Here is a 12397-nt window from a genome sequence, read left to right as displayed (position 1 = left end):
TTGCCTCCATAGCTCAGCTGGTAGAGCAACTGACTTGTAATCAGTAGGTCGTTGGTTCGATCCCGACTGGGGGCTCTCTTCAAAGCACGCAGCATAAGCTACGTGCTTTTTTGTTATTCTTCTCCCCCGCCCAGCGGCTTCAGTTTTCCCAGATCCAGCGATTTGGTTAGTTTAGCTTTAAATACCAGTTTCCGGAACGTTAGTTTATCGACGGTCTCCTCCCGCCTGAACGTCTCATTCATGTCGCCAACCAATGTCATTCTGATCACGCCTTCAATCTCGCGGTTAACGGCATCATAGCGCGTAATCCTTATCCAGTTGTTTCGTCTGGCTTCTCTGTAATAAGCCCGCACTACGCCACTATTTGTTCTAGGCAGCAAATATGCGAAATAGGAATGCTTACGCTTACCGGTGTAGCAAACATCCAGTTTGTGAAACTTATGTTTCCCTTTCTTCAGCGGAATAAAATCAATGAGTAGTGACTGCGTTTTTGAACAGTCCCCCAGGCAGCCCGTTGGCTTTTCGAAACGATTACGGTATACATCGGAACGATACGGTAAATCGGTATAGGCATAGAGCAAAAACTTGTCTTGCGTACAGGGGTCAGCCGGATCGGACCGGATCTGAACCGCCTGCACGTTGCCATACCATCGCTCCTTATTCACTTCAGCAATAATCGGATAGAGTGATGAGGCAGGCAGGCGTGGGCTGGAACAACCCGTTAATACAGCAAACCCTGCCACAACAAACAGCCGGGCAGCACAGAAATCGGGTGTGTTGATCATGAATGTGGGGATTAATCGTTCAGGCCAGAATATAAGCGATTCAGGTCAGAAATTGCCGGGAAACGGCTTTTTTGTTTTTAAATCCCGCAATTGGAATGAATCAATGGTTCCGACACCGGCAAACTGAACCTTAACCCCATAAAGCTCATGAAGCGGTTTAGTATACCGCACCTGATAAACCTGCCGGCCATTGATCGACAAACGGGCAGTTTTATCGGCTACCCGCAATGTCAGCCGCCCGCCATTCCGCAGGTCAGCCCCAAGAAAACTAAGATCATCGTGCTGGCCGCTCTTTTGCAGCTCAGATAACTGCAGGTCAATCCAGTGAACACAGCCGGGGCGCATCACATCAAATGCATGAAACGATGATTCGCCGAAAACGGTAATGCCAACCTCCGAACACCGTACTCCTGCCCGTTCCGGAGATGTTTTCACCGTGGCTGTCAGTCCCCTATCTGATTGGTTTTTATGATAAACGGAGTCTGGAATTATCACACTCATCCGGCGAACCGGTAACGTTTACCCTGGAGGCGGACCCTGTAGGAACCGGTGTCTGGATGCCTTACCGAACACTGACGGTTGCTCCGGGACAAACCAGCCAATTTACCTTTCCGGCTGATTTTCAAGCTCGTTGGATCCGGTTTAAAGCCGGCAAGCCTTGTCAGGCGACAGCCAGGTTAATTTATCAGTAGCGTTGATTTAGTCCGGAACGATCTTCCGGACTAAATTTTTATGGTGCATTTATAGGTATTTCTTCAATCACGCGATGCGTGGATAATTAAGAATAAATTACCTGACCATTCCACGGTAAATTCATTCTTTCGGATGCTTTTGATAATGTATGTTGATGGCTTGTCCTTTTTACAACCGGCACTAACACATAGTTTAACTGTCCTAATTACCTTACACGGATGACCCAGTTTTCGTTAACCCCGTCGCAGATCCGGCAATACCATCAGGATGGGTACCTCATCGTCCCCGGCTTTTTAACCGCTGACGAAACGGCCCGGTTGTATTCAGTCGCTATTGATGATCAAGCAGCCAGCAGACATGCCATTAACGTCAATGACAGTACCGGTAAGCGCAGCAAACTGTCGCTGTGGTACAAGCCCGGCAACGACATTTACGGGCTGCTCACCCGTAGCCGCCGGTTGGTTGAATCGGTTGATGCCTTGCTGGACGGAGAAGCGCCTGTGTGTCATTTTCACTCGAAACTAATGCAGAAGGAACCGCGTGTCGGCGGGGCCTGGGAATGGCATCAGGACTATGGTTACTGGTATAAAAACGAGTTCCTGTTTCCCAACCAGATGATGTCGGTCATGATTGCCATTACCGATGCTAACCGCGAAAACGGTTGTTTGCAGGTAATACCGGGCACACACAACATGGGTCGGGTTGAGCATGGGTTTGCCGGTGAACAGGTGGGTGCCTCGCAACGGTACGTTGATCTGGCGCTGCAAACAACGCCGCTTGTCTATGTGGAGCTGAAGGCCGGCGATGCCTTGTTTTTTCACAGCAACATCCTGCACCGGTCAGAGGCCAATCTGTCGGACCGCCCCCGCTGGTCACTGATCTCCTGCTACAATCGTCAGTCAAACCCGGGCTACAATGAAGTTGCCTCCGCAGGGGCTTGCATTACCCCGATTGAGGTTGTCCCTGACGATGCTTTATTATCCCGCGAAGCAACCGGTCTGACTGAAGCAGAGGCTAATTTTCTGGCCAAAGAAGATGATTTAGCGCTGAAATAGGCGGATCAGCCTATTGACCGGTATTTCTTATACGTTACCAGCCACCTTTACGTACATACCTTATGAAACTCCTTTTTTTCTGTCCCAGATGGGGTCAGGAGCACATCCCGTGGCCTGTTTTTGCCCAACGGGTAGCCGATGCCGGTTATCACGGTGTAGAAGTAGGCATTCCGGCATCGGCCCAGGAACTGGACACGATGCTGAATGCCCTGGAAGCCTGCAACCTGCAGCTGATCGGCCAGCACTGGGAAACAAAAGCACCGGATTTTGACCGCCACTACGCGGAGTATGACCGGCGGATCCGGGCCCTGGCGGCGGTAAAACCCTTGTTTATCAATACCCAGACAGGTAAGGATTACTATACTTTTGAGCAAAATGCCCGGTTGATTTCCCTGGCCGACAGCATTGCCGCTGAGACCGGTATTCCGGTTATTCATGAAACGCACCGCGGCAAATTCAGCTTTGCGGCCCATATAACCCGTACGTACCTCGAGCGGCTGCCATCACTCAGAATCACCCTCGACATATCACACTGGTTTACCACGGCCGAAACTTACCTGGACGATCAGCAGGAAGCGGTTTCGCTGGCCATCAGCCGTACCGATCACATTCACAGCCGGGTTGGCTATATTGAGGGACCCCAGATTGTCGATCCCCGGGCCCCCGAGTGGCAGGAGGTCGTCGGCCATCATCTCGCGTGCTGGGATCAGGTGATAGCACAGCGCGCGGCGGCCGGTCACACGGTTACGACCATTACGCCGGAATTCGGTGCCCCCCCCTACTTGTTTTTGTTGCCCTACACCCGGCAGCCCGTTGTCGATCAGTGGGAAGTCAATCACTACATGATGACGATGTTGCAGGAGCGGTATCAGTAACAAGACCAACCTTACTTAAAAGGCCCTGTCAATCGCGGCAGGGCCTTTTAAGTATTTTCACTTTATGCCTATACGTTTCTGATATACCACGCGCGCGGTGCACCTATATGCAGTAAAAATAAATCTTATGCGTTTTGATTAGCTGACGTCTTGCTGTTGCAGACCGTTTAATAACTTCCCGCCGTTTTTAATAAAAACCGGTCATGTATTTTTACCGGGCACACGCCATTAATTAATGGCATTCTGCTTTTTTATATTGGGTAGTTTTCTATATTTGCCGGTGAGGGGGTTCGCTTTGCTGATGCCATAAATCAGGCCTAAAGCCTTTTTTTCAGCAATAACACACTGGTTGTCAGAGAGTGGTGTAAAATAAAAAAAGAGTCATCAGTTGATGACTCTTTAGTAGCGGGGAGCAGGATCGAACTGCCGACCTTAGGGTTATGAATCCTACGCTCTAACCAGCTGAGCTACCCCGCCTTGTTTCGTAGTGCAAAAGTACACAAAATATTTATTCGCGCAACTTATATCATTGAGTTTCGCATTAAAATTCTTTTACCTTTGCTTACAGGCGTTTGCCGATTCAGGTTCCTTAACCGGTTATTCCGGCTGGTTATTAACAAGATAGGCAGATAGCCCGTGTAGCAAGCTGGTACATAAAAAATTATTCAGGTATGGAAAAATTTAAATTTGTAACCGAATACGAGTTCCGGGCATCCCCGAAAATGCTCTTCCCCTACATCAGTACTGCTTCCGGCTTGTCTCAATGGTTTGCTTCGAAAGTAAATACCCTTTCCGACCATAAATACGATTTTCAGTGGGACAACGAAAGCCATATTGCCCGGCAGGTTTCCCTCCGGCAGAATAAAAGTGTCCGCTTTGAGTTTCTGGACACCAGTGAGTCCGGACATGATAACAACTATGTGGATTTCCGCATCGATCAAAGTGAGCTGACACAATCAACATTCCTGCGCATAACGGACTATTCAACGAATCTCGACGAAGAAGAACTCAATGACCTTTGGGATGGTTTACTGGATAAACTAAAGGAAATTGTCGGCAGTTAACCGACGTGAATAATGCATACTGTCTTTGTTAACGTTTTTTAAGCATGCTGCCCGTTACACTGTACACTATCCATTATACATTTACGCATGAAACGAATTGATAAGCTGATTTTAACCTCGTTCTGGGGGCCGTTTGTCCTGACCCTGTGTGTGGTCATCTTTATTTTCCTCACGCGGCTCCTGATGTTTTACATTGACGACTTTGTTTCTAAAGACATTACGCTGGCCACGTTTGGCCGCCTGTTATTTTTCTTCTCACTATTAACCATTCCAACTGCTCTCCCGCTGGCCACGCTGCTTTCTTCGCTGATGACCTATGGTAATCTGGGTGAGTTTTTTGAGCTGACTGCCATGAAAAGCGCGGGCATATCCCTGACCCGCGCCATGCGCCCCCTCCTGATTGTGGCGGTACTGATCAGCGTCTTCTCGTTCTGGTTTAACAACTATGTTTCGCCCTGGGCTAACCTGAAGGGTTACAGCCTGCTGTATGATATCCGGACGGCCAAAGCTACCCTCAACCTGAAGGAAGGTATTTTTTATAATGACCTGCCGGGCTATAGCATCAAGGTCGATAAGAAAGCAAAAGACGGCGTATCGCTTAAAGGGCTGGTTATCTACAAGCATTCTACATCCGGTATGGAGACCGGCAACCGTGAAGTGATCCTGGCCGATTCGGGCAAAATGTATACCGCACAGGATAACTCCTATCTTGTCTTCGAGCTATACCACGGCAATGATTATCAGGAATATACGGACGGAAGAAGCGTTTCGTATACGGGTACCGGAAATAAACCGACACAGTTTATCCGGAATGGTTTCAACCATTACAAACTGATTATCGGTCTTGAGTCTTTCGGCCTGAAACGTACTGACGAGCAGCAGTTTGAGTATCATGAGTTCATGAAAAACCTCGGTGAGCTTACGTACACAACTGATTCACTGAAAAAGGACCTGAAGAGCACAAGCCAAAGCGTATCAACGACCTCCCGACAGTATTATAATTATCAGTTTAAGCCTAATTCAGCCGTCATGCCTGGTAAAGAACCGCTGAAAGGCGGTAAATGGGTAGATTCACTGCTTGCCAGAAACAGGCCGGTTTCCTATGATCTGGCCCAGGCGGCGCTTACCCAGGCCCAGAGTGTGCTGGGGTATGCTACGTCGAACATCACGTATCTGAATGAAAAGCAAAAGACTGTTTATAAATACGAGCTGGAGAGTCACCATAAATTTACGCAGGCCCTCTCCTGTTTTGTGCTGTTTCTGATCGGAGCACCACTGGGTGCCATCATCAAAAAGGGCGGTTTTGGTTTGCCTGTACTGGTGTCCATTGTGTTTTTCGTACTGCTTTACGTGCTCACGATCAATGGCGATAAGCTGGCTAAAGACGGTGTAGTGTGGGTGCCCTTCGGTGCCTGGCTGCCAAACGCGCTGCTGCTCCCGGTAGGGCTTTACTTTATGCGGCAGGCCCGCCATGACTCGCGCATCTTTGATAAGGATGTCTATATTATCGCATGGGAACGGTTCAGGAAGCGTTTTGCAGCCTGGCGTACAAAAGATAAACCTCAAATAGCCTGACAGCCAGTACCTGTTAGCATAACCCTGTTAATTAATTAGCGGCTATTGTATCATTTTAATCATTTTTTCCTTACCTTTGCGTTTTCTAAATTTTTTCAGTAAACTTAACGCTGTCTGACGATGTATTTAACGAACGACAAAAAGCAGGAAATTTTTGCTAACCAGGGTTTCAAGAAAAGTCCGGAAGATACTGGTTCGGCGGAATCTCAGATCGCGCTGTTTACATACCGGATTGCTCACCTGACAGAACACCTGAAAGTGCACAAGCACGATTACGGTACTCGCCAGGGGCTGCTTAAACTGGTAGGTAAGCGTCGCCATCTGCTCGATTACCTCGCTAAAAAAGACATTACTCGCTACCGGGCTATTATTGCTCAACTGGGCATCCGGAAGTAAGTATACATAATCAGGGAATTTACCGATGGTAGATTCCCTGATTTTTTGCTTTTACATAAGTAAGTCAATACCAATCCGGTAGTACTTCACTTAGTTATTCCATTTAATAATATTTAAGCGGTAAAGCGGCCGGAGAAGTCATTTTAGAGGTTTTAAAGCTGTTGTAGCGCGTTTCTACGTATATGTTTCAAATCACCACCCAGTCTGTCCCGCTTCCCGACGGACGTGAAATTACCATCGAAACCGGCAAATTAGCCCGTCAAGCTGATGGCGCCGTTGTTGTCCGTCTGGGCGATACTATGCTGCTTGCCACCGTAGTATCCAGCAAAGAAGCTAAAGAGGGCGTTGACTTTCTGCCGTTATCGGTTGATTATCAGGAGAAATTTGCGTCGGCCGGCCGGATTCCGGGCAGCTTTCAGCGTCGCGAAGGTAAACTATCTGACCATGAAGTGCTGATCAGCCGTCTGGTAGACCGTGTGCTCCGCCCGATCTTCCCTGAGGACTATCACGCCGACACGCAGGTAATGATTACCCTGATCTCTGCGGATCCACAGGTGTTGCCTGATGCCCTGGCGGCACTGGCAGCCTCAGCGGCACTGGCCGTTTCTGACATTCCGTTCAACGGCCCGATCTCAGAAGTACGGGTTGCCAAAATTGACGGTGAATACAAAATCAACCCGCTGATTTCGGAACTGGAACGCGCTTCACTTGACCTGATTGTCGGCGCTACGGAGCAGGACATCTGTATGGTTGAGGGCGAAATGAATGAGTGCTCTGAAGCTGAGGTACTCGAAGCCCTGAAGGTAGCCCACGAGGTTATTAAATTACAGTGCCAGGCCCAGAAAGAGCTGGAAGCAAAAACAGGCAAAACAGAAAAACGTACCTACAGCCACGAAACGCATGATGAAGAGCTGCGTACGGCCGTTCGTGCTTACTGTTACGATAAAATTTACGACGCAGCCCGTCAGAAGCAGACGGTGAAAAAGATGCGCAGCGATGCGTTTAAAGCGATTCTGAACGAATACCTTGAAACGTTTGCGGACGATGCGGAAGTAAATAAAACACTGGTCAAAACGTATTTCAATGATCTGGTCTGGGAAGCGTCACGCCGCTTAGTGCTCGATGAGCGCTATCGCCTCGATGGCCGTGTGCTGGATCAGATCCGTCCGATTGTCTGCGAACCCGATATCCTTCCGCGTGCGCATGGTTCATCCCTGTTCACCCGTGGTGAAACCCAGTCGTTGACAACCGTTACGCTGGGTACGAAAATGGACGAGCAGATTGTGGATCAGGCTATGTTCCAGGGCTATTCTAAGTTCCTGTTACACTATAACTTCCCTGGTTTCTCAACCGGTGAGGTGAAGCCAAACCGCGGTCCGGGTCGTCGTGAAGTAGGTCACGGTAACCTGGCGCACCGTGCGCTGAAAAAGGTGTTACCTCCTGATGCAGACAACCCATACACAATCCGTATCGTATCTGACATTCTCGAATCAAACGGTTCGTCATCAATGGCGACAGTTTGTGCCGGAACGATGGCTCTGATGGATGCGGGTGTGAAAATTAAAGCACCGGTAGCCGGTATTGCCATGGGTCTGATTACCGACTCGGAAAAATATGCCGTTCTGTCGGACATCCTGGGTGACGAAGACCATTTAGGTGATATGGACTTCAAAGTAACCGGAACGGAGCAAGGCATTACCGCCTGCCAGATGGACATGAAGGTAAACGGTCTGTCGTATGAGGTGCTGGCACAGGCACTGGAACAGGCGCGTGCCGGTCGTCTCCACATTCTGGGCGAAATGAAGAAGGCCATCAGCGAAGTTCGTGACGACCTGAAGCCACATGCACCACGGGCGCACGTGATCAAGATTGAGCAAAGCCAGATTGGTGCCGTTATCGGGCCAGGCGGTAAAGTGGTACAGGAGATTCAGAAGGAATCAGGTACGACGATTGTTATTGAAGAAAAAGACAATGCCGGTTATGTAAGTATCTTCGCGACCAATAAAGAAGGTATGGACAAGGCCATTTCCCGCGTGAAAGGTATTGTGGCTATTCCGGAAATCGGTGAAATCTACGACGGTAAAGTGAAAACGATTATGCCGTTCGGAGCGTTTGTCGAATTCCTGCCGAACAAAGACGGTTTATTGCACATTTCCGAGATTAAGTGGGAACGTCTGGAAGCCATGGAAGGCGTACTGGAAGTTGGAGAAGAAGTACGGGTTAAGTTGATTGACATTGATAAAAAGACAGGTAAATACCGCCTATCACGTAAGGTCCTCTTACCGAAGCCGGCGAACAAAAATCCATAGGGATTTGTTACTTTTTCGTGTAATCAAACGTCTAAATTTAACGTTATCTACCCATAACACCCGAATTCTCGTACCATGAGGCAGCTAAAAATATCAAAGCAGATTACCAACCGTGAGAGCCAGTCGCTTGACAAGTACTTGCAGGAGATTGGTAAGGTAGATCTGCTCACTCCTGACGAGGAGGTGATTCTGGCACAGAAAATCCGTGAGGGAGACCAACTGTCACTTGAGCGGTTAACGAAAGCCAACCTTCGCTTCGTTGTCTCGGTGGCTAAACAATATCAAAACCAGGGTTTATCGCTGGGTGATTTGATCAACGAGGGCAACCTCGGTCTGATCAAGGCTGCACAGCGTTTTGATGAAACCCGTGGTTTTAAATTTATCTCATACGCCGTTTGGTGGATTCGTCAGTCCATTCTTCAGGCACTAGCCGAGCAGTCGCGTATTGTTCGTCTGCCGCTTAACCGTGTCGGTTCACTGAATAAGATCTCAAAGACCTTCTCTGATCTGGAGCAGAAATTTGAGCGAGAGCCTTCACCGGAAGAACTGGCTGCTGTACTGGACATTACCCCAGCGGAAGTGGTTGACACCCTGAAAATCTCAGGTCGTCACGTATCGATGGATGCTCCGTTTGTGCAGGGTGAAGAAAACAGCCTGCTCGACGTACTCGAAAACGACGGTGAAGACAAACCGGACTCCGGTCTGATCAATGACTCGCTGCGGAAAGAAGTACAGCGGGCCCTGTCGACGCTGACGCAGCGCGAAGCCGATGTGATTACGTTATACTTCGGTCTGAACGGTGAGCATGCGATGACACTGGAAGAGATTGGCGAGAAATTTAACCTGACCCGCGAGCGCGTTCGTCAGATTAAGGAGAAAGCTATCCGCCGCCTGCGTCATACGTCCCGCTCAAAAGCGTTGAAAACGTATCTGGGCTAGTTAGTACGCCTGACAAACAGAGAAGCCTCCGGCACGTTGCCGGAGGCTTTTTTTATCACGTATGAAGCTCAACTAGTTTACTTTCTGTGTGAGTTTATCTCAATCTGCTTTAATCGCTCTTCCCACTTTAACCGATCACTCTTAAATTTCCATGATGCCCAGACATCTACTACCATAATTGTCAGGACAAGCAGAACTATTGTATATTTCACAGCCGGCAAAGCAGGAGGATTATTTTTTTCTTTATCAGAAAAATATAAAAAAGTTGCTCCCCCCATTACCACTAAAATGAGCATATTAGGTAGTGACATTTTAAGAATTTCCCAAAGCATTGTGCTATTTATTAGTATGAGTATAGTAGCGCGTTAAAGTAGAGTTAATCAAAACTGTTTAAACGTCTTGTAGACGCTAGAGATATAACTCCCATAACCAAACCAGATACCCACCTCCCAAAAAGGCGCCGGCAATAATTCTGGCAGCTAAAGGCCTGATTGTACAAAGCGTTAACAGGTAAACCATATAATACCAGCCACATATAAAAATTGCTGTTTGCAATACAGATAAAACAATTAACATCACGTTAAGAGGTATAGCCCCCGATTTAGCTAACGGAGACATAAAGGCCATCATTAACATTAAGAGTACTAATAGTTTTAACGCTTTCATATCAATCATCTTTGGCGGCAGACAATCAATAGTATAAATATGAACATTTTATTTTTTCATTCCACACTCAACGCCTCAATAATCGCTGAAATCTCATCTACTACTTTTGTCGGGTTTCCTTCATAGCCTAGGGACCGGTAGCGGATATTACCTTGCTGGTCAATAATAAACTTCATCGGAATTCCCTGCACGCCAAACGCGGAAGACATTCGGTTGCCAGGGTCCAGTGGCACCGTAAAATTATAGGATTTATTCTGCATGAAGGCCTGTGCTTTCCGGGCCATCGTACCCGCATCGGCATTCCCTTCACGGCTATTCACAAACAGAAATTTCACATTTGGGTTCGCTTTCTGCGCAGCCTGTGCCCGGTTCATGGCCGGGAATAAGGCGACACACGGTCCACACCAGGTCGCCCAGAAATCAACGACCACAATTTTCCCTTTCAGGCTGGCCAGCGAAAACACATTGCCCCTCGCATCCCGAACGGAGAACGACGGTGCCGGTATGTTAATCAGCGTATTACGTAATAGCTCACGCTGTTTTTTCTTAAAAGGGGCTTCCAACTCGGTCCAGTAAGTGGCAAAGCCTGCCTCCGATTTATTGGTTTGCATGTAAAAATCACGCAGAGCCGTTTTGATCAGCGGGGTAGCAGTACCGGTCTGCACCGCAGACTCCCCTGCCTGACGGGCTTCATCCAGCCGGGCCGTTTTCAGCGCACAACGCACCAACACTTCATTGGCTACCGGATCGGTCTGAAACGGATTTTGCACATCAATAGCCTCCTTACTCAGTGCATACGCTTCGTCAAACCGCTGCTGATCAGCAACAATAGCGGCATATGTCGTTATGCACTGCCGGTAGAGCATCTGCCGGTTGGCTTCCCAGTCGCCGGTGAAACGGGTCGGTTTAGGTTGCGTCTTTGCCAGTTGGGTGGCCTGCTTTGCCAACCACTCAGCCGGTGGTAATCCATTGGGAAAAGCTTTAACCTGATTCGCCAGATCATCAAGTTCCGCCGGATCAGTGAATAATTTTGGGCGCTGACCTACAAAATCGGCAATCGCCTTGCCATCCCGTGCTTCCCGAAGACCGTCAATCACCACATCGGCCGCCCGCCGGAGCATGGCCGATGCCGGGAAATCCTTCTCAAACGCCAGATACTGTTGTTGTTTTTCGGCAAGCCCCTTCGTTTTCTGCAACGCATCCAGCCGCTGGACCTGTGCCGGAACGCCCTTGGTATCAGCAGCCAGCAACCGATCTTTGCATCGTTTGCTATCAGCAGCTACGCCCAGCTGATCGTACAGCTGGCAGGCTTTGGTAAGTTCATCAATCGATCCGCCGCCTGGCCGTGACGCCAGATACGACTCAATTCCAGTTTTTACCCGTTGGGCAAATCCCGGCTTTTTTTGTTTCAGAATCGCTGTCAACTGGTCCGCCCAGTAGACCGGACGGGTATCCGGATAGCAATCCATCTCCTGCTCATACAGCGCAATCGTATATACCGGATCGGCTTTGGCGCCGGCATCGTACAGGAAACCGGTACGGGTCTGCACTGTAGCCAGTCCACCGACAGCATGCCGTACCGGACTACCACTAACCGGATCATGGACCGGCACCGTAAAGAGCCTGTTCCGATTGTGATCGACAGCGGCCGTATTTTGCTTTCCCTTGAAAGCCAGCACAATACCAGTAGTAAGTACACTGTCCCGACCATGACTTGCCGGTATTTCGCCGACAAACACATCTCCCTGCCGAAGCATCGGAATTGTTTTTGCCCGGCTGGAATACATAAAATTTGGCTGACCATACCGCAAAAACGAAGCCGTAATGTCTGTTTCCTTTTCCAGTAAAGTGCCTTTAGGCGTGTAAGTTATTGAAACGGGTTGGCCGGCAACCGGCTTTTCAGGCGAAAACTGAACCTGCGCCTGTACAGGAACGGTTACCGATCCTGCCAGCAACGCCGCCAGCCACTGGCCGTATGGTTTCACCCGTAATTTATTAAATGGCATCATTGACGTAACTTAAGTCCTCCTGTCTGGTGTT

General features: G+C 48.9%; 12 protein-coding genes and 2 tRNA genes. 9 read left to right on the top strand and 5 right to left on the bottom strand.

The annotated features are described in order from the left end of the window. Window positions 1-2: 2 nt before the first annotated feature. A tRNA-Thr gene (locus AC23NW_RS09820) sits at window positions 3-75 on the top strand. Between the two features lie 38 nt (window positions 76-113). On the opposite strand, the gene AC23NW_RS09815 is transcribed toward AC23NW_RS09820, so the two are convergent. Both AC23NW_RS09815 and AC23NW_RS09810 read right to left on the bottom strand, forming a co-directional pair. After that, window positions 114-785 (bottom strand): hypothetical protein, encoded by a 672-nt coding sequence (locus AC23NW_RS09815; protein WP_487449182.1) that lies wholly within the window; start codon window positions 783-785, stop codon window positions 114-116. Window positions 786-830: 45 nt separating this feature from the next. Beyond that, window positions 831-1220: a hypothetical protein gene (locus tag AC23NW_RS09810; RefSeq protein WP_487449181.1), complete on the bottom strand. Its 390-nt coding sequence runs from the start codon at window positions 1218-1220 to the stop codon at window positions 831-833. On the opposite strand from AC23NW_RS09810, the gene AC23NW_RS09805 reads away from it, so the two are divergent. From AC23NW_RS09805 to AC23NW_RS09795, 3 genes are all read left to right on the top strand, one after another. After that, a complete protein-coding gene (locus tag AC23NW_RS09805) occupies window positions 1211-1477 on the top strand; it encodes a hypothetical protein (RefSeq protein WP_487449180.1) in 267 nt (88 codons plus the stop codon). The genes AC23NW_RS09810 and AC23NW_RS09805 overlap by 10 nt on opposite strands. A gap of 219 nt (window positions 1478-1696) precedes the next feature. Beyond that, complete coding sequence (locus tag AC23NW_RS09800; RefSeq protein WP_487449179.1) at window positions 1697-2533, top strand: phytanoyl-CoA dioxygenase family protein; 837 nt, start codon at window positions 1697-1699, stop codon at window positions 2531-2533. 62 nt (window positions 2534-2595) lie between these two features. Continuing rightward, complete coding sequence (locus AC23NW_RS09795; RefSeq protein ID WP_487449177.1) at window positions 2596-3408, top strand: sugar phosphate isomerase/epimerase family protein; 813 nt, start codon at window positions 2596-2598, stop codon at window positions 3406-3408. Between the two features lie 403 nt (window positions 3409-3811). On the opposite strand, the gene AC23NW_RS09790 is transcribed toward AC23NW_RS09795, so the two are convergent. Beyond that, a tRNA-Met gene (locus tag AC23NW_RS09790) sits at window positions 3812-3885 on the bottom strand. 194 nt (window positions 3886-4079) lie between these two features. Between AC23NW_RS09790 and AC23NW_RS09785 the strand changes: the two genes are divergently transcribed. The 5 genes from AC23NW_RS09785 to AC23NW_RS09765 all read left to right on the top strand — a co-directional run bounded on the left by AC23NW_RS09785 (window position 4080) and on the right by AC23NW_RS09765 (window position 9691). Beyond that, complete coding sequence (locus AC23NW_RS09785) at window positions 4080-4472, top strand: START-like domain-containing protein (protein WP_487449176.1); 393 nt, start codon at window positions 4080-4082, stop codon at window positions 4470-4472. An 87-nt stretch (window positions 4473-4559) separates the two neighbouring features. Next, the gene (locus AC23NW_RS09780) at window positions 4560-6047 is read left to right on the top strand and encodes an LptF/LptG family permease (protein WP_487449175.1); all 1488 of its coding nucleotides are present in this window, start codon (window positions 4560-4562) and stop codon (window positions 6045-6047) included. A 120-nt stretch (window positions 6048-6167) separates the two neighbouring features. Beyond that, window positions 6168-6443 carry a 30S ribosomal protein S15 gene (gene rpsO / locus AC23NW_RS09775; RefSeq protein ID WP_071501397.1) on the top strand — a complete coding sequence of 92 codons (276 nt, stop codon included), beginning with the start codon at window positions 6168-6170 and terminating at the stop codon, window positions 6441-6443. Window positions 6444-6625: 182 nt separating this feature from the next. Beyond that, entirely contained in the window at window positions 6626-8752 is a 2127-nt protein-coding gene (gene pnp / locus AC23NW_RS09770; RefSeq protein ID WP_487449172.1) for a polyribonucleotide nucleotidyltransferase, read from the top strand. A gap of 75 nt (window positions 8753-8827) precedes the next feature. Beyond that, window positions 8828-9691: a sigma-70 family RNA polymerase sigma factor gene (locus AC23NW_RS09765; protein ID WP_019986912.1), complete on the top strand. Its 864-nt coding sequence runs from the start codon at window positions 8828-8830 to the stop codon at window positions 9689-9691. Window positions 9692-9768: 77 nt separating this feature from the next. On the opposite strand, the gene AC23NW_RS09760 is transcribed toward AC23NW_RS09765, so the two are convergent. Further along, window positions 9769-10023: a hypothetical protein gene (locus AC23NW_RS09760; protein ID WP_487449170.1), complete on the bottom strand. Its 255-nt coding sequence runs from the start codon at window positions 10021-10023 to the stop codon at window positions 9769-9771. Between the two features lie 390 nt (window positions 10024-10413). Continuing rightward, the gene (locus tag AC23NW_RS09755; RefSeq protein ID WP_487449168.1) at window positions 10414-12366 is read right to left on the bottom strand and encodes a TlpA family protein disulfide reductase; all 1953 of its coding nucleotides are present in this window, start codon (window positions 12364-12366) and stop codon (window positions 10414-10416) included. Between the last annotated feature and the right edge of the window lie 31 nt (window positions 12367-12397).

The organism is Arsenicibacter sp. R0_47 (assembly GCF_057652235.1).
Note: the sequence above shows the minus strand (reverse complement) of the source record. Positions and strands in the feature narration are given on the sequence as shown.

Excerpts from the sequence above, each read along its gene's own strand:
- AC23NW_RS09815 (WP_487449182.1), bottom strand. The coding sequence starts at position 785 with ATGATCAACACACCCGATTTCTGTGCTGCCCGGCTGTTTGTTGTGGCA.
- AC23NW_RS09805 (WP_487449180.1), top strand. The coding sequence starts at position 1,211 with ATGTTTTCACCGTGGCTGTCAGTCCCCTATCTGATTGGTTTTTATGAT.
- AC23NW_RS09800 (WP_487449179.1), top strand. The coding sequence starts at position 1,697 with ATGACCCAGTTTTCGTTAACCCCGTCGCAGATCCGGCAATACCATCAG.
- AC23NW_RS09795 (WP_487449177.1), top strand. The coding sequence starts at position 2,596 with ATGAAACTCCTTTTTTTCTGTCCCAGATGGGGTCAGGAGCACATCCCG.
- AC23NW_RS09785 (WP_487449176.1), top strand. The coding sequence starts at position 4,080 with ATGGAAAAATTTAAATTTGTAACCGAATACGAGTTCCGGGCATCCCCG.
- AC23NW_RS09780 (WP_487449175.1), top strand. The coding sequence starts at position 4,560 with ATGAAACGAATTGATAAGCTGATTTTAACCTCGTTCTGGGGGCCGTTT.
- rpsO (WP_071501397.1), top strand. The coding sequence starts at position 6,168 with ATGTATTTAACGAACGACAAAAAGCAGGAAATTTTTGCTAACCAGGGT.
- pnp (WP_487449172.1), top strand. The coding sequence starts at position 6,626 with ATGTTTCAAATCACCACCCAGTCTGTCCCGCTTCCCGACGGACGTGAA.
- AC23NW_RS09765 (WP_019986912.1), top strand. The coding sequence starts at position 8,828 with ATGAGGCAGCTAAAAATATCAAAGCAGATTACCAACCGTGAGAGCCAG.
- AC23NW_RS09760 (WP_487449170.1), bottom strand. The coding sequence starts at position 10,023 with ATGCTTTGGGAAATTCTTAAAATGTCACTACCTAATATGCTCATTTTA.
- AC23NW_RS09755 (WP_487449168.1), bottom strand. The coding sequence starts at position 12,366 with ATGATGCCATTTAATAAATTACGGGTGAAACCATACGGCCAGTGGCTG.